The organism is Nitrospirillum viridazoti CBAmc (genome assembly GCF_000730165.1).
Classification (GTDB): domain Bacteria; phylum Pseudomonadota; class Alphaproteobacteria; order Azospirillales; family Azospirillaceae; genus Nitrospirillum; species Nitrospirillum viridazoti.
On record NZ_CP022111.1, the window covers coordinates 376,530 to 401,130 of the forward strand.

General features: G+C 64.2%; 20 protein-coding genes. 15 read left to right on the forward strand and 5 right to left on the reverse strand.

Features of this window, described 5'->3' with window-relative positions:
* Positions 1–548: 548 nt before the first annotated feature.
* Positions 549–2,603 carry a TonB-dependent receptor gene (locus Y958_RS15145; protein WP_244909527.1) on the forward strand — a complete coding sequence of 685 codons (2,055 nt, stop codon included), beginning with the start codon at positions 549–551 and terminating at the stop codon, positions 2,601–2,603.
* Positions 2,604–2,719: 116 nt separating this feature from the next.
* Here the strand turns inward: Y958_RS15145 and Y958_RS15150 are convergent, their stop codons facing one another.
* From Y958_RS15150 to Y958_RS15160, 3 genes are read right to left on the reverse strand one after another with little or no spacing between them, the layout of a single operon-like run.
* A complete protein-coding gene (locus Y958_RS15150) occupies positions 2,720–3,208 on the reverse strand; it encodes a nuclear transport factor 2 family protein (protein ID WP_186291415.1) in 489 nt (162 codons plus the stop codon).
* Between the two features lie 46 nt (positions 3,209–3,254).
* Complete coding sequence (locus tag Y958_RS15155) at positions 3,255–4,166, reverse strand: fumarylacetoacetate hydrolase family protein (protein ID WP_088872893.1); 912 nt, start codon at positions 4,164–4,166, stop codon at positions 3,255–3,257.
* A gap of 20 nt (positions 4,167–4,186) precedes the next feature.
* Complete coding sequence (locus Y958_RS15160; RefSeq protein ID WP_088872894.1) at positions 4,187–5,314, reverse strand: cupin domain-containing protein; 1,128 nt, start codon at positions 5,312–5,314, stop codon at positions 4,187–4,189.
* Positions 5,315–5,439: 125 nt separating this feature from the next.
* Here Y958_RS15160 and Y958_RS15165 point away from each other — a divergent pair, with 125 nt between their 5' ends.
* On the forward strand, positions 5,440–6,069 hold the full coding sequence (locus tag Y958_RS15165; protein ID WP_004271708.1) for a flavin reductase family protein: 630 nt from the start codon (positions 5,440–5,442) through the stop codon (positions 6,067–6,069).
* On the opposite strand, the gene Y958_RS15170 is transcribed toward Y958_RS15165, so the two are convergent.
* Both Y958_RS15170 and Y958_RS15175 read right to left on the reverse strand, forming a co-directional pair.
* Positions 6,070–7,467 (reverse strand): serine hydrolase domain-containing protein, encoded by a 1,398-nt coding sequence (locus tag Y958_RS15170; protein WP_088872895.1) that lies wholly within the window; start codon positions 7,465–7,467, stop codon positions 6,070–6,072.
* 98 nt (positions 7,468–7,565) lie between these two features.
* A complete protein-coding gene (locus Y958_RS15175) occupies positions 7,566–8,864 on the reverse strand; it encodes a hypothetical protein (protein ID WP_088872896.1) in 1,299 nt (432 codons plus the stop codon).
* 580 nt (positions 8,865–9,444) lie between these two features.
* Here Y958_RS15175 and Y958_RS15180 point away from each other — a divergent pair.
* The 13 genes from Y958_RS15180 to Y958_RS15240 all read left to right on the forward strand — a co-directional run bounded on the left by Y958_RS15180 (position 9,445) and on the right by Y958_RS15240 (position 24,568).
* The gene (locus Y958_RS15180; protein WP_050897937.1) at positions 9,445–9,831 is read left to right on the forward strand and encodes a DUF6152 family protein; all 387 of its coding nucleotides are present in this window, start codon (positions 9,445–9,447) and stop codon (positions 9,829–9,831) included.
* Positions 9,832–9,950: 119 nt separating this feature from the next.
* Positions 9,951–10,727: a hypothetical protein gene (locus Y958_RS15185; RefSeq protein ID WP_088872897.1), complete on the forward strand. Its 777-nt coding sequence runs from the start codon at positions 9,951–9,953 to the stop codon at positions 10,725–10,727.
* 126 nt (positions 10,728–10,853) lie between these two features.
* A complete protein-coding gene (locus tag Y958_RS15190; RefSeq protein WP_244909528.1) occupies positions 10,854–12,188 on the forward strand; it encodes a DUF4185 domain-containing protein in 1,335 nt (444 codons plus the stop codon).
* Positions 12,189–12,288: 100 nt separating this feature from the next.
* Complete coding sequence (locus tag Y958_RS15195; protein ID WP_088872899.1) at positions 12,289–14,445, forward strand: thiamine pyrophosphate-dependent enzyme; 2,157 nt, start codon at positions 12,289–12,291, stop codon at positions 14,443–14,445.
* On the forward strand, positions 14,445–16,013 hold the full coding sequence (locus tag Y958_RS15200) for an indolepyruvate oxidoreductase subunit beta family protein (RefSeq protein ID WP_088872900.1): 1,569 nt from the start codon (positions 14,445–14,447) through the stop codon (positions 16,011–16,013). Before Y958_RS15195 ends, Y958_RS15200 begins: the two co-directional genes overlap by 1 nt.
* A gap of 23 nt (positions 16,014–16,036) precedes the next feature.
* Complete coding sequence (locus Y958_RS15205; RefSeq protein WP_244909529.1) at positions 16,037–17,566, forward strand: alpha/beta hydrolase domain-containing protein; 1,530 nt, start codon at positions 16,037–16,039, stop codon at positions 17,564–17,566.
* A 101-nt stretch (positions 17,567–17,667) separates the two neighbouring features.
* Positions 17,668–18,312, forward strand: a complete 645-nt coding sequence (locus tag Y958_RS15210) for a GNAT family N-acetyltransferase (RefSeq protein ID WP_088872901.1) — start codon at positions 17,668–17,670, stop codon at positions 18,310–18,312.
* A 166-nt stretch (positions 18,313–18,478) separates the two neighbouring features.
* A complete protein-coding gene (locus tag Y958_RS15215; RefSeq protein ID WP_088872902.1) occupies positions 18,479–20,092 on the forward strand; it encodes an AMP-binding protein in 1,614 nt (537 codons plus the stop codon).
* Positions 20,089–21,261, forward strand: a complete 1,173-nt coding sequence (locus tag Y958_RS15220; RefSeq protein ID WP_088872903.1) for a thiolase family protein — start codon at positions 20,089–20,091, stop codon at positions 21,259–21,261. Before Y958_RS15215 ends, Y958_RS15220 begins: the two co-directional genes overlap by 4 nt.
* On the forward strand, positions 21,258–22,460 hold the full coding sequence (locus tag Y958_RS15225; protein ID WP_088872904.1) for an SDR family NAD(P)-dependent oxidoreductase: 1,203 nt from the start codon (positions 21,258–21,260) through the stop codon (positions 22,458–22,460). The genes Y958_RS15220 and Y958_RS15225 overlap by 4 nt, the downstream gene beginning before the upstream one ends.
* Positions 22,457–23,242 carry a cyclase family protein gene (locus Y958_RS15230; protein ID WP_244909530.1) on the forward strand — a complete coding sequence of 262 codons (786 nt, stop codon included), beginning with the start codon at positions 22,457–22,459 and terminating at the stop codon, positions 23,240–23,242. Before Y958_RS15225 ends, Y958_RS15230 begins: the two co-directional genes overlap by 4 nt.
* 286 nt (positions 23,243–23,528) lie before the next feature.
* Positions 23,529–24,014, forward strand: a complete 486-nt coding sequence (locus Y958_RS15235; RefSeq protein WP_040843202.1) for a DUF6644 family protein — start codon at positions 23,529–23,531, stop codon at positions 24,012–24,014.
* Between the two features lie 50 nt (positions 24,015–24,064).
* On the forward strand, positions 24,065–24,568 hold the full coding sequence (locus Y958_RS15240) for a DUF6644 family protein (protein WP_040843200.1): 504 nt from the start codon (positions 24,065–24,067) through the stop codon (positions 24,566–24,568).
* Positions 24,569–24,601 lie beyond the last annotated feature (33 nt).

A 24,601-nucleotide genomic window follows, 5' to 3' on the forward strand; every position in this document is an offset into this window, starting at 1 on the left:
CGTTCCCCGGTCGCGGTTGGAGGGACAGCATGTCAAGGCGACCAGGGGGCCCGAAGGCGTGACCCCGAAGGCGTGACTAGGACGGCAAGGCGCGACCGGCATCGGCCCTGGCGCTACGGTTGATGATGCGTGGGCATCGGCACGCTGCTGCGCGTGGTTCGCCGCACCAAGTCATCACGAATACCAACGGCTTCCTGGCCACCGGTCAATTCTGCGGCTTGGAACTGTTCACCCCAAGGGGCGCACTCCAGTACCGGGTCAATGTTCGCTGCAGATTGACAGGCCGGTCCCAGTCAATTCCTGGATTTCCATCTCCATCAGCTACCGGGTCTTGGCATCGTGACTGGAAGAGCGCGTCTGTTGTCGCGCCGCTTCATTGGCGTCGTAACCGTACGTAACTTGCGCGCTGAGCCTTCTCCTGCCGGATATGGGCGGAAAGCACAAAAGGGAGGTGAACCGTGCAGGATTTAGGGGCGGTCCAGAAGGGCGGACGCCGCGCGTGTGAGGCTGGAAGCTGTTGGAAAGGAACACGCGCCCTCAAGGTGACCATGCTGACAGGTTGTCTGATTTCAACTGTCAGCCACATCGCGTTGGCGGAGACGGACAACAATATCGCCGAAGACGTGATCGTGACCGCCGAGCGCCGTGATTTGATCGGCAGCGCACTGACCTCCAGTCAGGGAGTGGTGGTCAAGGACGAGTTGGACCTGCTGCCGGCCTATCGCGTGGGCCAGATGCTGGAAACGGTGCCGGGTCTGGTGGTGACCAGTCATAGCGGTGAGGGCAAGGCCAACCAATACCTGCTGCGGGGGTTCAATCTGGACCACGGCACCGACTTGGCCGTCAGTATCGACGGCATGCCTGTCAACATGCGCACCCATGCCCATGGCCAGGGCTATACCGACCTGAACTTCGTCATCCCGGAACTGGCCAACGGCTTGGGTTATACCAAGGGTCCCTATTTCGCGGCCCAGGGCGACTTCTCGGCGGTTGGATCGGTCCAGATGGGCTACGGCGACCAGATTGCGAGCCAGATGGCGTTGACGGCCGGCACGCTGGGCTATCAGCGTGCCTTTGCCGCCGGCACGACCGATCTAGGGTCCGGTCACCTCACCGCGGGTGGGGAACTGGTGCATTACGACGGCCCCTGGGACCATCCGGACAACCTGCGCAAGGGGAACGCCGTGCTGCGTTACGGCCAAGGCGACCATTACGATGGCTTCACCGTCACCGCGATGTATTACCATGCCTTATGGAACGCCACGACCGATCAGCCGGCGCGCGCCATCGATGACGGCTTGATCGGCCGCTACGGCACCTTGGACCCGTCGGATGGCGGCAAGGCTCAGCGCATGAGCCTGTCCGGCACCCTCGCCCTGCCGGTGGACAAGGGCTGGCTGGCCGGCGGCGCCGTGAAGGCCAACGCTTATGTCGTCAACAATCAGCTGACCCTGTGGAACAACTTCACCCATTTCCTGGATAATCCGGTTCTGGGAGACCAGCACGAGCAAAACGAGAACCGCATGGTGGCGGGTGGGGCGGTCAGCTACGCCAAGACATTGTCCTTGTTCGGTGTCGACCATGAACTGCTAACCGGCCTGGATGTTCGTTTCGACGACGTGAATGTTGATCTGCTGGCCACCCACCAGCGCGTGCCTTATGAGGCACTGGGCGACGACAACGTCCGGGAGGCCGGCGGCGGCGCCTACCTTCAAGCGATCAGCCATTGGACACCCTGGCTGCGCACCGTTGTCGGCGCGCGCGAGGATTACCTGACCGGCACTGACCATGGCACCAACGCCGGCGTGGTGGCTGCCCGCCTGGCGCAGCCCAAGGGCAGCGTCATCGTCACCCCCTGGGAGAGCACGGAGGTCTATGTCAGCGCGGGTCGCGGCTTCCATAGCAATGACGTGCGCGGCACAACGCAGGGCAACGCGCCGCTGCTGCCCAAGGTGGACGGGGCGGAGGTAGGCCTGCGCAGCACCCTCCTTCCCAACCTCACGGCCACGCTGACGGCCTTCCAGATGGATTTCGTGTCGGAACTGACGTACAACGCCGACGCGGGCCAGACGACGGCGGGACGTCCCAGCCGGCGCCGGGGGCTGGAACTGAACACCACCTACGCGCCCTGGTCCTGGCTGGAACTCTATGGCAGCGTCGCCTTCAGCCACGCCCGCTATACCGACCGCGATCCCGCGGGCGATTTCATCCCCGATGCCCCTAAATACATCGGTTCCCTGGCCCTGTACCTGAAGGACCTGGGATCATGGGGCGGGGTGGGGCCGTGGGCCGCCGGCACCTGGGCGGAGGGGCGGCTCTCGGGCGGGCTGGAATTTCGCTATCTCGGCTCCCATCCCCTGATCGAGGACAACAGCATCCAGTCCAACGGGTATAGCGAATGGAATCTGAGCCTGGACTATAAGCTGGAGAGCGGCCTGCGCCTGGGTATCGGCGTCTACAACATGTTCAACAGCAAGGACGATGCCGCCGACTATTATTACACCGATCGCCTGCGGGGCGAACCGGCGTCAGGCGTTCCCGACATGCATATCCATCCGCTGGAGCCTCGCTCCGTCCGCTTCACCGTCGCCCGCCAATTCTGACTCCCGTGGATGTTCATCCCAGGGCGGATCGCGCGACACCGGTAACAGGGTTGGCGCGATCCGCTCATCGGGACGACAGGGAAGGCGGTTGCGGCGCGACGAGACGCGACGGCCCCCTATGATCCTTTGGGCCGCGACCAGGCCCAGCCGGCGATGCGCCAGCCGGCGCCTTCCCGGCGCAAGGCGACGGTGAAGATCGCCCCCAATTCCGCGCCCGGCTTGCCGTTGAGCTTGTACCGGAAATCGGCGGGGACGACGACGTAGGCGCTATCCGCCTCGACATCCACCCGCCAGGGCTTGCGCAGCTTGTTGACCCCGTCCGTCAGGCCGATCGACTGGTTGAATGCCGCCAGTCCCGCCGCCCAATGGGCGCACGTGTCCTTGCCGTGCCACTGAAAGGGCGCGAATTCGTCAACGATCGACGTTTCCTCGGCACAGGCGGCGATCGCGGTCGCGACGTCGCCCCGGTTCAGGCTGTCCACCCATTGGTTGACGGTCTTCATCACGTCGTCGCGGTCGGCGGCGACGGCCTGCTGAGTCAGTAACGCCATACCGGCGGCCGCGATCGTGAGGGCGCGCCCGGCGCGCCGAAGCATCTGTTTCATGGCTTCTTCCTGGAGATGAAAAGGCACGCCCCCCGGGGAGTACCGGCTAGCGCGCGACCACGGGATGGCGCAGCGTGCCGATGCCATCGACCGTCGCGACAATGACGTCGCCCGGCCAGACCCATTCCTGCGGGTCCCGGCCGGCGCCGACGCCAGCGGGTGTGCCAGTCGCGATGATGTCGCCTGGCTCCAGCGTGATGCCCCGGCTGATGTCGGCGACCAGTTCGTCGACCTTGAACAGCATGTACGCGGTGTTGCTGCGCTGCTTTTCCACGCCGTTGACGGTCAGCCACAAGTCGAGTGACTGCGGATCGGGGATTTCATCGGCGGTGACGACGACCGGTCCCAAGGGGCAATAGCTATCCTGCCCCTTGGAATAAATCCATTGGCCGGCGCGGCGACAATCACGTGCGCTCATATCGATGCACACCGTATAGCCGAAGACATGGCGCAGGGCGTCGGTACGGGGCACGCATCTGGCTTTGGTGCCGACAATCACCGCCAGTTCCACCTCCCAATCAAGCTGCTGCGTGATCTTGCCGTCATGCAGGATAGGCTCGCCCGGTCCGATGACGCTGGTCGGCGGCTTGGAGAAGATCACGGGTTGGCGTGGCAGGTCCGGCGAGGTGTCGAGCGACTTGGCGCTTTCGGCGACGTGCTGGGTGTAGTTGAGGCCGATGCCGAAGATGTTCTTGCGGGGGCGGGGGATGGGCGCCAGCAGCGTCACGTTCGCCAACGGGACGGCGGTGCCGAGTGGGAACCCTCCTTCGCACTCCGCGATCAACCGGGTGGCGATCGCCACCGCTCGCGGACCCAGATCGATGAATTCCAGCATCGAAGAGGGGAAGGGAACGTTTTTCGCGCCGCCGAAGCGGGCCAGGTCGATCACGAGATCGCCGGCGATGGCGCCGAGGCGCGCCGCCGACTCCACATCGGCGCGGTAGGTGACGAGACGCATTGAAATTCCTTCAGGCTTGGTCAGGAGAGGACCGGCTGATGTCCGCCGTTCTCGCCCAGGGCTTCTTCGCGATAGAGACCGAGCGCGTGCATGACGGGCAGGTCGTGGAAGCTGAACAGGCAGGCGTCCTCGGTGGCGGAGGCGTTGGCGTGTTCGTGATACATCCAGGATGGGACGACGAAGATATCCCGCTCCCGCCAGTCGAAACGCTGCCCGTTGATCACCGACCAGCCCCGGCCTTTGGCGCACTGATAGACGAAACTGCCGGTCTGGCGGTGGGCCTTGGTTCTCTCCCCGGGTCTCAGCATTTGCATCGTCGCGCCGATGGTCGGCATCACCGGCCCGCCCGTGGCCGGGTTCACGTAATCCATGATGAGGCCGTCGAAGGGTGAGCCGTCCGAGACCCGCGCATAGCGCGACAGCGCCTCATAGGTCGGCGCCCACTCATACTTGAGCAGCGGCGAATAGCGTTTGGCCCAGTGCTGGCCCGCCGGCCGCAAGCCGGATCCGGCCCACATGGCGAGACTGTCGTCCACGGGGTGGGCGACGGCCTGCTGAAGCTCCGGGTGGACCTCGTAGAAATTGGCGTCTAGCGCGTTCATCAAGGGAATGTCGAGCCCGTCCTGCCAGATGCAGACCGTCCCGTCCTCCGCCACGCCGTGTTCGTGCCACGTGCCGTTCGGCGTCAGCACGAAGTCGTTGGCGCCCAAGGTCATCTTGTGACCATCGACATTGGTGAAGGCGCCACTGCCTTCCATGATGAAGCGCAACGCCGACGCGCTGTGGCGGTGGCTGGACGCGCACTCGCCTGGTTTCATCACCTGCAGTCCGGCATAGAGCCATCCCACCGCGGCGACGACATCCGACCGTCCCTTGTTCTCCAGGTAAACCACGCGGCGCCCAGCCTGCTCAGGCGTCACGAGGTCAAGCGCCCTTAGCACGTCCTGGCGCAGGTCTTGGAACCGCCAGATCATCGGAACCGATGAGGATCTGGGCTGCCACGGTTCGATCTTGTTCGCGACGGTCCATAGCGCACCCGTTCCCAAGCGGCCGAGCCGCCGATAATAGTCAATCAATTCAGGTGTATCGGACACATTGGCGCGGCCAACGACATCCTCCCGATACGCGTCGTAGCTGAGCTCGGGCATGACGCCCTCCAAGGATTTATTATAGGCTTAAAATATCTTGCCAGGTCGGCAGATGCAAGTATCTTGGCGGGAACAACAACGCCGCCAAGGCGTCCACGGATGGAAGCGGGAGGGTGGCCGTGCATATGGACTTCGATTTCAGGCAACTGGTGGCGGCGGACCGCTACAAGCTGATGAGTGCCGCGATAACCCCCCGGCCCATTGCCTGGCTGACCACCCTCTCGGCCGAGGGGTATCGCAACGCCGCGCCCTACAGCTTCTTCAACATGATGGGCTCGGAGCCCCCTCTGATTGCCATCGGATTGATGCGCCGCCCCGACGGCACCTTGAAGGACAGCGCCAGGAACATCTTGGAGACGGGCGAATTCGTGGTGAATCTGGTAAGCGAGACGGACGCGCCGGCGATGAACTTCACCTGCATTGACGCGCCCCCGGAATTTGACGAACTGGAGCATGCGGGGGTCGCCGTCGCGCCCTCGGTCGCGGTCGCTCCTCCACGGATCGCCTCTGTTCCGGTCGCGATGGAATGCCGGCTTTTCCACCATGTCGATGCCGGGCAGTCCACGGTCGTCCTGGGTGAGGTGCTGCACTTTCACATCCGCGACGATCTGGTTGATCCACGGCGCCTGCATGTGGACACGTTGGCCATGGCGCTGGTCGCGCGGATGCACGGCGCCGGCTGGTACACCCGCTCGACCGACCTGTTCCAGCTTTCACGGCCCTCCTACGCGGAATGGCTGGGGGCGGGGGGCTGACTAAAGGGGCGCGTCCCAGGCGCGAAGCGGCACAATCACCAGGTTGCCGATCCTGCCGTTGGCCGCGATGGTGACACTGGCTTCGATGACGCCATCTTCAAAGCGCGCGCGGTAGCGATACAGCGTGTCGCCGCACATGTCCTGCCGGCCGAACGGTGCCAGCTCCCGCAACTGGCCGAGCGCGGATATGGTCTTGGTGTAGCCGGCCATCAATTCCGTGAAGTCCAGCTTGGCGTAATCCGTGAAGTCGCCATAGGCCATCCGACCCGCCGCTATATCGCCCAGCAGGCGCTTCACCCGCTCGGTCATGGGCGGTTCCCCGTCGTTCGCCGGGGTGGCGGGTGCGCGGGCGAGGCCAGGTTCCACGATTTCCGCGACATGGCGGGCGATGCTCCCGGCGTCGGCATTGTCGCTGTTGGCAAAGACGGCGACCGTGAGGCGGCCTTCGAGATAGCGGACGGCATAGGTCTGGAATCCCTGCCAAGTGCCGGAATGCCACCACACGCTGTTTTGGGTGTCGGTTTGCTGGAACCAGCCGAATCCATAAGGGTAAACGCAGCCATCGTTCAGGCGGGCCGGCTTCGCGACCTGGGCCCAGGAATCGTCGGTCAGCACCAGGCGGTCTGCCATGCCCACCGCCCAGGCCGCATAGTCGAGCACGGACAGGTACAGGGACCCGTCGGCGGTCGAGTTGGCGGTTGGCGAGATCCATTCGGCATTGCGCAGCGTGCCGTCCCGCGCCTCGTAGCCTGCCGCCCGGTTGGGGATCACGGCCGTCTCATCGATGGCGCGCGCGGTGCGCATTCCCAGTGGCGTGAACACGCGCTGTCGCAAGAGGTCGGCGTAATATTGACCGCTCACCCGCTTCACAAGGAAGCCGAGGACGATGTAATCGGAATAGCTGAAGCGCCAGCGGGCGCCGGCGGGGAAATTCAGCTTCTGGTTCGCGATGATGTCCAGCAATTGCGCATCGGTGTAGTCGGTGCGGAAATCGCCATTCGGCGTCGCCGGCAGGCCCGACGTGTGGTTGAGCAGTTGGCGGATCGTGATGGGCCGCCAACTGGGTGGCACTTCGGGAAGGTGGAGACGTATGGAATCGTCCAACCGAATTTTCCCATCCTGGACCAGCAGCATCACTGCGGCGGCCGTGAGCTGCATGCCGATCGCCCCGGTCTTGAACAGCGTGTCCGCATGGACGGGCACCTGATGCTCCAGGTTGGCTGAACCGTATCCTTGGGCGCGCAGCAGCCTGCCGTCGCGCACAATCGCGACCGCCAGGCCGGGAATGCCCTCGCGGGTCATCTCGGCGGCGATGTAGTCATTGACCGGTTCCGCGGTCGCGCGCGCCGGCATTCCGAGCAGAATGGCAGCGGCCAGAAGGTATTCGATCCTGTTCATGGCGAATACCCTTGCAGACGGGGAAAAATGGAACAATTGCCGAAGCGGTCATTTCCTTGGCGAAAGCGGTCGTCCGTCAGCCCGGTGCGCCTGACAGCTTAGTGTGGGATCGGTGCTGCCGCTGGCGTGTCCGATGGTGATGGAGTGCCATCCGCTGTCGCGGATTTATCCCAGATACCCTGGGACCGCAGTTCGCGATGCAGGACTAGGGTGGCGCCAATATTGAGGTTCGCCATGGCACGAACCCGGTAAAGCATTTCAAGGCCACGAAAGGATACGTTCCCGTTGAACCCGGCCGCGGCGATGCGGGCGGGTTCACCCGCCAATTCAGCCATTTCCAACAGGCCGGGATCGCGGGTTCCCGCGATGATCATGATGGTGTTTCCGGCGGGCCCGGGCAGGCTGGCCATATAGCCGTAATCCACGCGCGGTATGCGCTCCTCGGTCAGGACGACACCGTCGGACTGATATTTCGTGCCAGTCGCGGCGTCGGTCAAATCATTGAACGTGTCACCAAGCGTGAAGCCCGAAGCCTGGAACAGGGGATCGCACAGCAGGACGCTGAGGCCGCTCAACAGGCCGACGTAGACAACGTCGGACGACTTGAATGCGTCAGGAACCAGTTGCGAGGCCGAAATCAGCTTGATGGGGCGTGCTTGCCCTCGCGTGAGGTCGCGTAGGATGGCCTGGACCTTCTCCAGCGCCATAATGGTGCTGGATGAGACATATTGCTCCCTGGGAGGGGTAATGCGTTCACCCTCCTCCGGATGGCGCATCAGGTAGATGTCCAGGTCGTCCCGGGTGAGAATGGAATGATCCCAGACAAGACGGGGCACTGCGGTGGACGTGGGGCCCTGGCTTCCCATCTGGCCGAACAGGAAATAGTCGCCCATCACGATGGTTATCGGCCGGTCGCTCTTGGCAAGGGGCCGCCAGATGGCGGGCCATGTCGGCCGGTCCTGGACGGCCGGAAAAAGGAAAAGAATGGCAAGAAGCGCCACCAGGCAGGCAGCGCCCAGCGCCAGGCGTGAGCGCGGCACCGATCGCGCCCGGCCCAGAGGGACCTGCTCGGCGGGGGCCACCTTCGGCACGACCGTTTCGGCAACGCCGGTCAGTTGGACGCTGTACTGCCCCAGGGGAATCATGAGGCCTGGGTCGGGGCGGTCCTTGTAAACCTCATCCATCAGTTTGCGCAGGCGGTGGATGTACACCCTGACCGTCGCATCCTGGGGCGCGTCCAGCGTCCTGCCGGTGGAAAATATTTCGTTTGTTATCTCCAGCTCTGTCGGCGGCCGCAGGTCGATGGTTCGTTCCAACAGGAAATCGAACAGGCGCAGAAGCTTGTCCGACCGCTTGGAGCCCAGTTCGTCGCGCAGGACCTGCGCGGCTTCGCGCAACCGGTCTCCGCGGAGTGGAGCGCCGTCTCCAGCGGGAGCCGGTTCCTCGGCACCGTGCTGGGGTGGGGAAGGTTGCCGATGAGACCAAAGCTTCATGCCGTTCAAACCTTCAGCAACGCGCGTCCATTTCAGGAATGTCCAAATCCTGTAACGCTTCCCCCCACTGTCACGGCGCTGCCGCCGCTGGCTGGTTGGCTTAGGGATTCGGGGGCCATTACGGAGCAATTTTAATGGGGAAGATGCCGGAAACCCTATTGAAACGTCCCCGCGTTCCCGCCCTGTAACGGTTTCACAACTGTAATCGCCGCCACGAGTTCGGAGCAAGTGCTAAGACTTTTCCAGGGCATCCCTTACCGGCGCGAGACATGCGCCGGGGTCCGAGCCGCACGTGGGAACAGCACGTGGCAACGGGGAAGCGCCTGTGGCGGCCGGATAAAGGGAGCAAGGGATCGGGCGCCAGGGATTGCTTCAGACACGCGCCTGAACGTTCCCGCCTTGGTTTTTCGCATCGTCCGGATGAAGGCGACGGCGTGGCCGCGCGGCGCGCGACACGCGGTCTTAAATAAACAGGAGTTGATTGATGAAACTGGTCAAGAAAGCGGTATCGGCGGCTGTCGGCGTCGGTCTCGTCGCGGCCGTGGTCGCCATGCCGGCCTTGGCTCATCACTCGTTCGCGATGTTCGATCAGACGAAGATCGATCAGCTGAACAAGGCGACCGTCACCGAATTCCGCTTCGCCAACCCGCATTCGTTTGTCGTCGTCAGCGCCGAGGGGGCGAATGGAAAGACCAGTTACGCCTTGGAATGCAGCAGCGTGAACATGATGAGTGCCGCGGGGTGGGATCCGACGACGATCAAGGCGGGCGACACCGTCAACATCGCGTTCTATCCGCTCCGCGATGGGCGGCCCGGCGGGATGCTGAAGACGATCACGGTTCCGGATGGCAGGACCTTGAGCGGCTGGTGATGCCGATGGCGGAGGGCGCGGCGCCCTGACCAGCATCCCCTTGCTGGCGCCTTGGCGCCGCGTGCCGGATGGCGACCAATTCATAAAGAGTCAAAGGGACTGGGAGGTTTGTGATGAGAATGGGGAAGCCCCTGCTGCTCGCCGTGGCCGTGGCGGCGATCTGCGCCGGGCCGGCGGGGCATGCCACCGCGGCGCCCGCGCGTCATGCGGCGGAGCCTTACATGACCGGTATTTGGGAAATATATCCCGACCCTTTCGCCGGCGACGAAAACACCTTCAAGGAGCTTCCGGTGCCCGGCGACGGGCCGCACCTGAAAGAGCCATACGCGACCCAGTGGAAAGCGCTTCGGGCTGAGCGTGACGCCAAGCTCAAGGCCGGCACCCCGCTCGTCGATGCCAGCACGCTGTGCCTGCCCGAAGGCATGCCGACGATCATGGGGGCCATTTTCCCGCTGGAATTCCTCCAGACCAAGGGGCGCTTGACCGTGCTGGCCGAGTTCCTCAGCCAGACGCGGCGGATTTATCTCGACCGGCCGATGCCCCCCCCGAACAAGCTGGTGCCATCCTACTACGGCATGTCCATCGGCCATTGGGAGGGTGATACCCTGGTCGTCACGACGCGTGGCGTGAAGGAGGACGTTCGCTTCTTCGAAATTCCTCACAGCGGCGACATGACGATCACGGAGCGCATCCGTCTGACCGCGCCGGACATGATGGAAGACCAGATCACGATCGATGACCCCAAGATGCTCCTCGAACCCTACCGCTTCACCTATGGCTACAAGCGGAACGATAAATACCAGATCATGGAATACTACTGTGACCGGGAAGATCCGCTGTTCAAGGTCAAGCAGGATGGGACTATCGAAATGAAATCAATCAGCGAAATCAAGTAAACGGGTTGCGGATCGCCCCGCCGGTACGGCGGCCCTGTCGTCAGCCCTTCCGCGCCGTCGGCCGCTTTCGGGCGGCCGCGCGTTTCCCCCAGGCAAGCCGCTCGCCTTTCCCGGGAGCAGGACAGCATGTCGCATCGACGGAATTTTCTTAAGCGGGCCCTGGCAACAGGGGTCGGGGCGGCGCACACCCTGTACGCCCCGGCGATCCTTGCCAGTGCCCGGCCGGGTGCCAGCCGTGCCCACGACATCGTCTCGGCCATCCGGCGCGACGACACGACCCGACGGTCGCGGAACCTGGGCGACGGCTATCACATGACCTGGACCGCCGCCGATCGCCAGGTCGTGATCGTCAATGACGGCACCGGCTGGGCCGATCCCCCCACCGCCTTCTACAACACGCGACTGTGGGCGATGGACGGGCCCGCTCAAGGCGCGACATTCGGCGACATCACCGGCTATCCCGAACTCGACCGCGCCACGCGGCCGGAAGGTGCGCCGTCCTATTATGGTTTTGGCCTGCTGTCGGTGCGTGGCCGGCTGTACCAGTTCCTGAGCACGCTGGACGATGCCAAGGACCGGCCACGGCACTGGACGGGGGCGAAGCTTATCCATTCCGATGACGGCGGCCTTAGCTGGCGTAACCAGGACGGCTCCGCACCGGTGGTATGGGAGGACTGGGGGGACCAGAACCGTGACCGGTTCGCGTTTTTCGATGAGCAGGACGGGTGCTTCTCGCTGCTTTCGATCCTGCAGATGGGGCAGGACTATCGCGCCAATCGCGATGGCCATGTCTATGTCTACAGCCCGAATGGAAGCCGTGATGGCCGGATGAATGAGCTCGTGATGTTCCGGGTGCGTGTCGAGCATATCCTTGAGCGGCGCGCCTATGAGTTCTTCGGCGGCCACCTCGCGGGGGGCGATGCGCGCTGGGTCGGGAACATCGCGGATCGCAAGCCGGTGCACACCTTTCCGCGCGGATGGGTCAATCATGCCAACCTGTTCCCAGGTGACCTCGTCCTGGAATCCTGGCTGCCCAGCGTCGTCTACAATGAGCCGCTCGACCTTTACATGATGGCCAGCGCCGGCATCGGTTGCGCGCCCGATGGAACGGAGTTCGGCAAGCCCAGCTATCTCGGCCTGTGGGTTGCCTCGGCGCCGTGGGGGCCCTGGCGGCAGGTGCATGAAGAAACCGCCTGGATGCCCGGGGGTGACATTGCGGCGCGCGCCTACGGGCCCCAGATCGCGCCGAAGTGGATCGCGCCTGACGGCAAGTCGTTTTGGCTGGCCTGGGCCGACCTGAACGGCATCCGGGCCTTCGCGAAGGATGAAGACCGGCTGGCAGCCGCGCTTGAAAAGGCGGATGGCGCCCAGGCGCGGGCCGGGATCGAGGCGAACTTCCTTCACCAGTACATGCCGGGCTTTTCCTTCAACGCGCAGCGGATCGACCTGGTTCTCGGCTGAGGGCAAGAGCCGTACCGCCCCGGGCCAAGCGGTTGGGATGAAAACCGGCGGAATACTTTAGGCCTAAACATATGCGCATGCATATCAATGGATGACGGACATGGCTGAGCGTTCTTTTGCCAGGGAAGTTGAGCATCTGCGACTGGGAGACGGCGACGTCTTCCGGGGCGAGGCCATTCTGGCGATTACCAAGGGTCTGCTTCAGGCCGGCGTCTCTTATGTGGGCGGATACCAGGGCTCCCCCATTTCCCACCTTATGGATGTCCTGGCTGATGCGAAGGACATCCTCGACGAGCTGGGCGTTAACTTTCAAAGCTCGGCGAACGAGGCCACGGCGGCGGCCATGCTTTCGGCCTCCGTCATGTATCCCCTGCGGGGAGCGGTGGCATGGAAATCCACGGTCGGAACGAATGTGGCTTCCGATGCGCTGGCCAATCTCGCGTCCGGCGGCGTCACCGGCGGCGCCTTGGTCATCATCGGCGAGGATTATGGTGAGGGCTCCTCCATCATGCAGGAGCGCACACACGCCTTCGCGATGAAATCGCAGATGTGGCTGCTCGACCCGCGCCCTGACCATGCGTGCATCGTCAATTTGATCGCCCGTGGCTTCGAGTTGTCGGAAACCTCGAACACGCCGGTCATGCTGGAGGTCCGGGTCCGCACCTGCCACATGCACGGCAGTTTCGTGTGCAAGGACAATGTCCGCCCATCCTTCACCATCGATGACGCGCTTAACGCGCCGAAGCGGGATCTCAGCCGCATCGTGCTGCCCCCGGCGGCCTACGACCATGAGCGGGAAAAGATCGCCCGGCGCCTGCCGGCGGCGGTCGATTTCATTCGCGCGCGCCGGCTGAACGAACTGTTTGGTCCGGCCACGGGCAAGGTCGGTATCGCCCTGCAGGGCGGAATGTACAACAACGTGATCCGCGCCTTGCAGTATCTCGGCCTTTCGGACGCGTACGGCGACACGCAGGTCCCGCTTTATGTCATGAACGTCACCTATCCGGTGATCGACAGCGAGATCGCCGATTTTTCCATGGGCAAGGACGCCATCCTCATGGTGGAGGAAGGACAGCCCGAATATCTGGAGCAGGCCGTCAATACGGTGCTGCGCCGGCGCGACATCAATACGCGCGTCCGCGGCAAGGACGTCCTTCCGATGGCCGGCGACTACACGATACAGGCGCTCGCGAAGGGCATTCAGGCGTTCCTGGACGATCATTCCCCCAATCTGCTGGGCAACCGCCCCCCGGTTCCGGATGCCAGCCCTGTGCTGGCGGCTCCCAAGGTCGAAAGGCTGAAGTCCGTTGTCCCGCCCCGTCCGCCGGGCCTATGCACCGGCTGCCCGGAACGCCCGATCTTCGCCGCCATGAAGCTGACGCAGCAGGAGCTGGGCGACCATCACGTGTCGGCCGACATCGGTTGCCACCTGTTCTCCATCCTGCCGCCCTTCAATATCGGGACGACCACCATGGGCTTCGGCCTGGGTGCCGCCTCGGCCGCCGCCTTCAGCAAAGGAACCGGCAAGCGCTCGATCGCGGTCATGGGCGATGGCGGTTTCTGGCATAACGGCCTGACCAGCGGGATCGGCAACGCCGTTTTCAACAAGCATGACGGCGTCTTCGTCATCGTCGACAACTTCTATTCGTCGGCGACCGGCGGGCAGGACATCCTTTCCTCCCGCGCGCACAACAAAAGCCGCCAGACGAACAACCCCATATCCAAGGCGGTCAAGGGGGTGGGCGCCACCTGGGTCCGTGAGGTCGATCGCACCTACGATGTGGGCAGGATGCGCGCGGTGCTGAAAGAGGCGCTGACGACCAAGGAGGAGGGGCCCAAGATCATCATCGCCTCCTCCGAATGCATGCTCAACCGGCAGCGGCGGGAGAGGCCCCTCACGGCGAAGTCGATCAAGGACGGCAAGCGCGTAGTCAAGGAGCGCTTCGGCGTCGACGAGGATGTCTGCACCGGCGATCATGCCTGCATCCGCTTGTCCGGCTGCCCGTCTCTTTCCGTCAAGCAACTCGACGATCCACTGCGTGACGACCCGGTCGCCGCGATTGACAATTCCTGTGTCGGCTGTGGCAACTGCGGCGAGGTATCGGAGGCGGCCGCCCTCTGCCCGTCCTTCTATCGTGCCGAGGTGATCCACAATCCGACGCGGTGGGACAGGGTGACGGCTCGGCTTTCCATGGCCTTGATCGGTTTCCTGCAGCGGCGGCGAGCGCGCCGCCGCGTCGCCTTCGAGGTGGCGTGATGGGGGACAATATTGTCCGGCTGCCGCTGGCCGCCGCGGGTGCCGCGACCGAACGGCCGATTTCCATCGCCATCGTGGCCATGGGGGGACAGGGCGGTGGCGTCCTGTCCGGGTGGATCGTCCAGCTGGCCGAAAATGCCGGCTGGGTGGCGCAATCGACATCGGTGCCCGGCGTGGCGCAACGTACGGGCGCCACCATCTACTATATCGAGATGATGCCGCTCGCGGCGGGCCGGAAGCCCATACTGGCGCAGATGCCGACGCCGGGCGATGTCGACGTCGTCCTGGCGTCGGAATTCATGGAGGCCGGCCGCTCGATCCTGAGGGGGATCGTCACCCCCGAACGGACGATCCTGATCGCTTCCGACCACCGCTCCTTCGCGATTTCCGAGAAGAGCGCGCCCGGCGATGGCATCGCCGACAGCGATGCGGTGGCCGATGCCATCGGCGTGACGGCGCGGCGGCAGATCATCTTCAACATGGATGAGCTGGCGGCGCGCAACGGCAGCGTCATCTCCTCGGCGATGTTCGGCGCGCTGGCCGGATCGGGGGGGCTTCCCTTCGACCGCGACGCGTATCACGCCGTGATCAGGCAGGACGGCAAGGGGGTGGCCGCAAGCCTGAAGACCTTCGACGCCGCCTTTGAACGGGCGGCAAATCCGTCCCCGCCGCATGTTGGGGCGGAAATCCCGGCCGCGTCGCGGACGGCCGGTGTGCCCTCATCCTCCGCCGATCCGCGCGTGGCCCGTCTGCTTGACCTGCTGCGCACCTCCCTGCCCGAGGCCGCCTGGCCGATGGCGTGGGCGGGCCTGCGTAAAGTCGTCGATTATCAGGATGAGCGCTACGGGACCGAGTATCTGGAAATTCTGGCGCGCCTGCATGCCGTCGACCGGCAGGCGGGGGGCCAGGACCGGGGCCATGACTTCACCGTGACGGCGGCCAAGTATGTGGCGAACGCGATGACCTACGATGATGTCATCCGGGTCGCCGACCTGAAGACGCGCGCTGGCCGGCGCAGCCGGATCGCAAGCGAGGTGGGGGCCGGGCCGCACCATGTGCTGACCACCACCGAATTCATGCATCCTCGCATGGAGGAGATCGCCGGCCTGTTGCCGGCCGGTTTTGCGCGCTGGCTGAAACGGCAGGGTGCGATCTATGCGTGGCTGGACCGCCGGGTGAACAAGGGGCGCCGCGTGCGGACCTATTCGCCCGCCTGGTTCCTGACGCTCTACACGCTGGGCGGGATGCGGTGGTTGCGCCGGCGCTCGTTGCGGCATGCCGAGGAGGTGGCGCACCGCGAGGTCTGGCTGGCCTGCGCGTGCGACCTTGTCCGCAAGGATTATGTCCTGGGCGGGGAGGTGCTGAAATGCCGCCGGCTGGTCAAGGGCTATTCGGACACGCACGCGCGGGGACTTTCGAGGTTCGACAAGGTGATCGCGGAAATCCGCCGTCTCGCCCACCGCGATGATGCGGCGAACTGGGCGAGGCGCCTGCGTGAAACCGCCATCAAGGACGGGGAGGGGGGCGATCTGGACGGCTTGATCCGCACGATCCGCTCCTTCTGCTGATGATGGGCCGAGGCTGTCCGGACGTGAGCGCGTGGACGATGCGCCGCCGGCTTTCTTTCCTGGAGGATGTCCCCTGGAGGATGGGGTTCCTGGCTTTCCTCATGCTTGCCGGCTGGGCCTGCGGCGCGTCGGGAGAGGTGCCTGCAATGCCGACGATCATTCCGGTGCCGCCGAGCGACCAGCCGCCCCTTTCCTCGGCGCTGCGGGTCACCAACCCCGGGACCGAATATATCGATCTCGACGGGAGCGGCTATGCCGAGGAGGAGTATTATATGTCGGGCGTCGCCCCCGCGATCACAGCGCAGGGAGCGACCCTTTTCCAGGTCCCCTATATCACCCGCATTCTGGTGCGTAAGCCCAAGGATCCAAGGAAGTTCAACGGCACCGTGGTGATGGAGCCTTTCACCTGGATCGGCGAGCGCGGGGCGGGCTGGATTTTGACCAAGGACTATCTGATCCGGCAGGGCTACGCATGGGTGGGATACACCCTCAACATCAACAAGCCCGCGCAGGATCCCAAGACCACCACCGATCCCGATTGGCGGCCCGATCCGGAACCGCAGGACCTCAACCTCGACTTCATGCGCCGGTTCGACTACGCGCGCTACGCCTCTCTCGGGACGTATTACGATCCCGCGCGGTTCCAACGGGGCGGTCACGCCGATCCCTTCGTTCCGCAGTCCCAGGGTATAGGCGCTCAGCTTGCTTTGGCGCTGAAGTCAAATCTTGCGGATGGTCCGATGCGGGGGCTGGAGGTAAGGCGGGTCTATGTCGACAGCTGGGCGGTCACGGCGCAGGTCTGGATGGACTATCTGGATCAAGGCCGGCACCAGCAGTGGCGCATGCCGGACGGTCGGCCCCTGATCGACGCTTATATGACGGGCAAGATGTCCTTCGGTGAGGTTGGGGGTGATGCCATCCGCGTGCCCCGTCACATGCCGGACGATGCCCCGTTCGTGGTTGTCTACAGTCAATCGGAAGCCATGCACGACGCGATTGAACAGATCGACGTGCCGGTCGACAGCGACCGGCCGCGCCTGCGCTATTACGAGGTTGCCGGTGTTTCCCACCTGCGCCTTGCCGATTTGGGAACCGAGGAAATTGAGGATTTGCCGGCGGATGTGGGCAAGGAGTCGGACCCGCGCTGTCGCCATCTCTATGACGAACCCGCGCAGATGATCGTGTCCGCCCTTTTTGACGACATGGACCGCTGGGTTCGCGAGGGCCGCCCGATGCCCAGGGCCCCCCGTTTCAAGCGGGAGGGGCGGGGCATCGCGCGGGACGCGCGAACCGGGAACATGGTGGGGGGCGTGCGGCCCGCCTGGGTCGAGGTCCCTGCGGCGGCCTATCTCACCGACCAGGAGACCGGCTGCGGCATGGTCTACGACACCAAGGTGCCCTATGCGCGGGACATGTTGAGATCGCTCTACGGCAACTTCGCCGCATATGCCCGCAAGTTCGAGGCGGCGAAGGTGCTTTCCGAAAAGCAAGGCTATCTGCTGCCAGCGGATGCTGCGCGTCTGGTCCCGATCGCAAGGCCGGATGATTTCTGAAAGGTGGCACGCAGTGGATCATTTATGAGACAATGACGTAAATTTACATATATTGTTTATTATATTGAACACACCCTGTGACGCTTCAGGAGGCTCGTTGAATGTCGTGGGCATGGCCGGAGGGCATCAGGAACCTGCAGGGCGGTGGCATCAGGCTTGAGCCGCTGTCCCTGGATCATGTCGCGGGCTTGACCGAGGCGGCGGCGACCGCGACCGACCATGAATGGGACATGGGCTTCGTTCCCAGGCCAGACGACATGAAGGTCTATGTCAGCCGGGCGATTTACGATCTGCGGGCGGGGCGGAGCTTTCCATTCGCCGTGTGCCTGGAGACGGGGGAACCGATCGGTACCAGCTGGTTCCGGGTGTTCGATCCATGGCGCAGGAAGTTGGAGATTGGCTTCACCTGGTACGCTGCGCCCCATCGCAAGGGCATCGCCAACCTTCAGACCAAGCTCCTGCTCATGTCCTTCGCGTTCGACGTGCTGAACTGCATACTGGTCGAATTCCTCGTATATGAAGGCAACCTGCCGTCACGGCGCGCTATCGCCGGTTTGGGGGCGCGCCAGGACGGGATGCTGCGCCGCGTGATCCCCATGGGCGATGGCACATTCGGCGACGTGGTCGTCTTCAGCGTCTCGAATGACGAATGGCCGGTGGTGAAAAGCACCATGGCCAGCAGGCTGGAATCGCGACGGCGAGTACCGCTCGACGGGTTCCGCGCCGCTGGCCCAACTGGATCCTGAAGAGGCGCCCGCAGGCAGGGAGAGAGTCTTCGCCGGTGCGATTCCCGGACCAGGCCCGCAGGCCTGAATCTAAAAAGTTTAGGCCTAAAATAGTAATTCGTACACATGGGCCCATAAGCCCCGGTGCATCGACATCAGGCTGCGCGCCTGTTTGAGTGAGGGTGTTGTGAGCAGCGAAACTGTCTTTTCGAGGTTCGTGTCGGCGGCCGGCAAATATCCGGGCAACCCTTTCCTGAACGTGCTTCCCGAAACGGCGGAGATATATGGCATCGACGCCGGGGAGATCACCTATGCCGTCATGCTGGAGCGGGTGCGGGCGCGGCAGAAGGCGTTGCGCGCCGCTGGGTTCGGCAAGGGCAGCCGGATCGGTCTTCTGCTGCAAAACAGGCCGGACTTCATCGAGATCTGGTTCGCGGCCAATGGGCTTGGCGCTTCGGTGGTGCCGATCAATCCCGACCTGCGGCGCAGCGAACTCGAATATCTGATCGGCCATTCGGAAATGAATGCCGCTTTCGTTCTGCAGGATCGGCGGGCGGAGGTGGCCGCGGCGGCACAGGCCATTGGCAGCGGCATGGTCACGCTGCTACCGCAAGAACCGCTCCCGCAATTCCCGGGGGCGGCACCTGACCTGACGGCTCCGGATCGATCCACGGAGGCGGCCCTGCTTTACACATCCGGCACCACCGGCGATCCCAAGGGCTGCGTGCTGGCCAATGAATATTTCCTCCATTCCGGTGACTGGTATCGCGATGTTGGGGGGCTGATTTCGCTGAGCCCTGGGCTGGAGCGCATGCTTACCCCCCTGCCGGTGTTCCATATGAACGCGATGGCTGTATCGGTGCTGGCCATGATCACCGTTGGCGGGTGCCTGACCATCCTGGACCGCTTCCATCCCACCACTTGGTGGGATTCCGTGCGACGCAGCGGTGCGACCTGCCTGCATTACCTTGGGGTCATGCCATCCATGCTGATGAAGGCGCCGGCAAGCGATCAGGACCGGAATCATTCGGTACGCTTCGGCTTCGGTGCCGGCACGCCCCGCGAACTTCACGCGCCTTTTGAGGAACGCTTTGGCTTTCCCTTGATCGAGGCTTGGGCGATGACCGAGACGGGCAGCGGCGGCGTCATTTGCGCCAGCCATGCGCCGCGCAAGATCGGCACCAACTGTTTCGGCCGGCCGACGGGGGATGTCGAGGTGCGCATTATCGACGACGCGGGTGGGGAGGCCGCCCCCAACGCGCCGGGCGAGTTGCTCGTCCGGCGGGCGGGGGACAATCCAGGTTACGGTTTCTTCAAGGAATATCTCAAAAATCCCGGGGCGACACAGGAAGCCTGGCAGGGCGGCTGGTTCCACACTGGCGATATCGTTTCCCGCGATGACGATGGCGATCTCCATTTCGTGGATCGCAAAAAGAACGTCATTCGCCGCTCTGGCGAGAACATCGCCGCGGTCGAGGTGGAGGCGGTCCTGATGAAGCATCCGCTGGTGAAGCAGGCGGCCGTCGCCGCCACACCCGACGACCTGCGCGGCGATGAGGTGGCGGCGCTGATCGTAACGCCCGCTACCGAAGCGGGCAGGGGGGTGGCTGAGGAAATAGTGCGGTGGAGCCTGGGTCAGCTGGCCTACTACAAGGTGCCGGGCTGGGTCGCTTTCGTGACGGAATTGCCGCGGACCCCGACGGAGAAGATCCTGCGGGCGGCGCTCAAGGCGCTGGTTGCCGAGAAAATGGACGGGGGCGCCTTCTTCGATACGCGCGCGCTGAAGCGGCGGCAAACATGACCCGCGCCCAAGCTTCCTACGATGGTGTCGTCCTCTGCGCGCCGGTGACGGTGGCTTACCAGCGCTATTCCAGCCAGCCTGCCCACTGGTGGGCTGGGCGGGCGATGCGGTCTCTTGCCGAAGCGACAGGGTTCGGCCCGGCCGATATCGACGGCTTCTGCTTCGCCAGCTTTTCGGCGATGCCGGACACGGCGGTCGGCCTGATCCAGCATCTGGGCCTCTCCCCCCGCTGGCTGGACCATATTCCGACCGGCGGCGCGAGTGGCGTCATGGCCCTGCGCCGCGCCGCCCGCGCGGTGCAGTGCGGTGACGCGGATGTCGTCGCCTGCGTGGCCGCCGACACCAACCGCTTGGACAGTTTCCGGCACACCCTGGCGACGTTCTCGCGTTTCTCCCAGGATGCCGTTTATCCCTATGGCTTCGGCGGGCCGAACGCGACCTTCGCCCTTATCACCGATGCCTACATGCGCGCCTATGGCGTCACACGCGACGATTTTGGCAAGCTGTGTGTCGCCCAGCGCCGCAATGCGCGCTCCAACCCGCTCGCCCTTCAGCGCGGGGAACTGACGTTGGACGACTACCTGCGGGCGCGGTCGATTTCCGATCCCGTCCATCTCTTCGATTGCGTGATGCCCTGCGCCGGGGCGGAAGCCTTCATTGTGACGACCCCGGAGATCGCCGCGCGGCGTGGTCTGCAGATGGCGCGCATCCTGGCGACGATCGAGCGGCACAACGCCTATCCGGACGATCCGGTGCAACTGCGCGGGGGATGGGCGATGGATGCCGATTCCCTGTGGGCGTCGGCAGGGATCGCCCCGGCCGAGGTCGATACGCTTCAGGCTTATGACGATTATCCGGTGATCGTGGCGATGCAGCTTGAGGATCTGGGCTTCTGCGCCAAAGGCGGGGCCGCGGAATTCATTCGGGCGACCACCTTCGAGATTGGCGGCGACCTGCCGCTGAACACCAATGGCGGCCAGCTGTCGTTCGGTCAGGCGGGGGCGGCGGGTGGTTTCCAGAACGTGACGGAAGCGCTGCGCCAGGTGCTGCGCCAGCCATTGGGGACCCAAGTGCCGGATGCCGATATCGCGGCGATATCCGGGTTCGGCCTGGTGAACTACGACCGCGGCGTGTGCACCGCCGCCGCCATTGTCGAGGCATGCCGATGAACCGTGAGAAGCGCGACCCGCTCGCCCGACGCAAGGAACGGCACGTCCCCCCAGGTGCGCGCAGCCGCGCGATGCATGCAATGTCCGCCAGGGCGGCCATGGGGCGCTTCGTGTTGCAGGGGTGCGTGGACTGCGGCGAGGTCACCTATCCCCCGCGCGATGCCTGTCCCCGTTGCTGGGGTGAGCTGCAATGGACTGACCGCGACCGGGGGGCGCGCGTGCTGTCGGAAACCATCATCCGTGTCTCGACCGATCTTTACTTCCGCGGCCAGCTGCCCTGGCGCATGGGCAAGGTCGAATTGGATGCCGGTCCGGTGGCGCTTGCCCATCTGCACGCCGGTCTGAAGGTGGGAGAACGGGCTGAGATGCGGTTGATGCTGGACAGGGGCGGAAATGCGGCGCTTTTCGCCCTGCCCGCCGGAAGGGAACCCGACATGGGCGATCGGCAATGGCGCGAATTTGTCGTTCCGGTGAAGGACCGCACGATCCTGGTCAGTGACGCCCGCAGCGCGATCGGCCGCGCTGTCGTCCACGCGCTGCACGCGGCCGGCGCCGGCCACATCGTTGCCGGACTGGCCCCACCCGCCCGGGTGGCGGACCAGTCAGACGGCGTGTCGGGACTGACGCGGGTTCAGCCGGTCCCCCTTGACCTGACCGATCCGGTCATGGTCGCGGAATGCATGAGCAAGATAGCCGGGCCCTTGGACATCGTCATCAACACCGCACGCCTGGTGCGGGGCGGTGGCGTCAGCGCGGACGGCAACCTGGTGGAGCAGCGGCGAATGCTGGACATCGCCGTTCTGGGGTTCATGCGCCTGGCACAGGCCAGCGCCCCCCTGTTGCAGGGCCGTCCATCCGGCGCCTTCGTCGACCTCCTGTCCGCACAGGCGCTGGCCGGCGATTCCGATTGCGCCGGCTATGCAGCCGGTGAAGCGGCCCGGCACTCCCTCTTGCAGAGCTTCCGTCACGAAATGCGCGCCGTGGGGGTTCGGGTGCTGTCGGTCTTCACCGGACCCAGCGATGACGAGGATCATCAATCGGCTCCGCCCCCCAAGGTCGCGCCCCTGCGGCTCGCCCGGGCGATCATCGAGGCGCTGGAGGCGGGGCGGGAGGTTTCATGCGTTGGTGATGTCGCCGTCGACGCCATGGACCGTTGGCTGGCCGATCCCGCGCTTTACATGAGGGAGAAGAACCTATGATCGCGATGGACCCAACGCTTGCCGGCCTGCTCGCCGGCATCGCTTCACGGCGGATCCGCACCGTCGATCTCACCAATACGCTGTCACCGGATTTTCCGGTCATCGTCCTGCCGTCGGAGTTCGGCCAATGCGAGCCGTTCAGGATGGAAACCGTTTCCCGCTATGACGGGAACGGCCCCGCCTGGTACTGGAACAATATCTCGATGAACGAGCATACCGGCACGCACTTCGACGCGCCGGCGCATTGGATCACGGGCCGCGATGTGCCGAACGGCACGGTGGACGAGGTCAACCCCGACGACTTCATCCACCCCGCAGTGGTCATTGATATCAGCCGGGAGGCCGCCGCCGACGAGGACTTCGTCCTGACCCGCGCTTTCCTTGAAGATTGGGAGGCCCGTAACGGCGCGATTCCGCCCCGGCACTGGATTTTGCTGCGCAGTGACTGGTCGAAGCGGGTGGGTACCGTGTCCTATCTCAACCTCAGGGAGGATGGCGCCCATTCACCCGGGCCGGATGTGACCGCCATGCGCTTCCTGGTGCATGACCGCGACTGTGTCGGCCTGGGTGTTGAAACCGTCGGCACCGACGCCGGGCAGGCCGCGCATTTCGATGAGCCCCTGCCGGCGCACTCCATCCTGCATGGCAACGGGCGCTTCGGCCTGCAATGCCTGACCAACCTCGACCGGCTGCCCACCTTCGGCGCGGTGGTGATGGCGATGCCGCTCAAGATCAAGGGCGGTTCGGGGAGTCCACTGCGCGTGATCGCCTTGGTCGCGTAAGGGAGGGGCAGGCTTTCATCCATTCGCGTGCGGCAGGCTGATCGTACGGACATCACCCCAAAGCCCGCGCTGTATGGTCCGTTTGCATTACCGTTTCATGGCGTGTTGTTCCCGTATCAAACCGTTTCACCATGCCGGGATGGTGGGGCATGGCGGTATTCCTGGCAGCGGGATAGTCCTTACGCGCCCCACGCGGCGCCGCGCGACTGTCATCGACAGAGAAACATCGGGGGCCCGTCCCATTGGCCGCCGCGTCGCCCATCACCCATCAGGGGGAAATCGAGGGATGTCTGTACAAGCATTCGGCCAGTGGCTCTACACGACGCCTGCCGCAGCCGCCATCCGTGAGACCGTCTGGGTCATTCCCACGGTCCAGGCCATTCATATCCTTTCCATCGCGGTTCTGGTCGGCTCGGCCCTGGTTTCCAATTTGCGGCTGGCCGGCGTCTTCGCGGCTGATGAGGCGCCCACGACGATCATACGCCGTTATCTGCCCTGGATGTGGTGCGCCTTGGCGGTTCTGCTGCTGACGGGCCTTCTGCTGATCGTGGCCGAGCCGGGCCGCACGCTGAACAATGCGGTTTTCTGGACCAAGATGGCGCTGGTCTTGTTCGCCTTCGTGCTGACGCTGGTTTTCCAAAAGCCGCTGCTCAACCGCCAGTCGGCTGACAATGGCCCTGACAGGTCAACCATGACGAAGTCCGCAGCCTGGCTTTCGCTGGGCCTTTGGCTGGCCGTGATCTTTTGCGGCCGTTTCATCGCCTACACCTGATCCAGCCACATGGCACGCGATCGTTATCCGACTTAAGCCAGGGGGGCACCATGTCCTTGCAAACCGTCCTGCAGAGTATCCAGAATTCCGGCCTCTCCCTGTGGATCCGCCAGAACCCCGCCATCTTCCCCATCATTGAATCGCTGCACGTGGTCGCCATCACGTTGGTTTTCGGCACGATCATGATAGTCGATCTGCGTCTGCTCGGCTTTGCCTCGCACCGGCGAAGCGCCAACAAGCTCATCGCCGAACTGCTGCCCTTCACCTGGGGGGCCTTTATCCTCGCTGTGGTGACGGGAAGCCTGCTTTTCACGGCGAACGCCCCGGCTTATGCGAATAACACCCAGTTCCAGCTCAAAATGCTGGTGATGCTGGCGGCGGGCGTCAACATGGTGATCTTCCATATGACCGCCCATCGGCGCATCGCCGTGTGGGACAGCGTGTCGCCACCGCCGACCGCCGCGCGGTTGGCCGGGGTGACATCCCTCATATTATGGGTGGCGGTGATTTATGTCGGCCGCTGGATCGGGTTCACGTTGGACATACTTTTCTGATCGTACGTCCTTTTGACCCCGACGCCGCCGCCC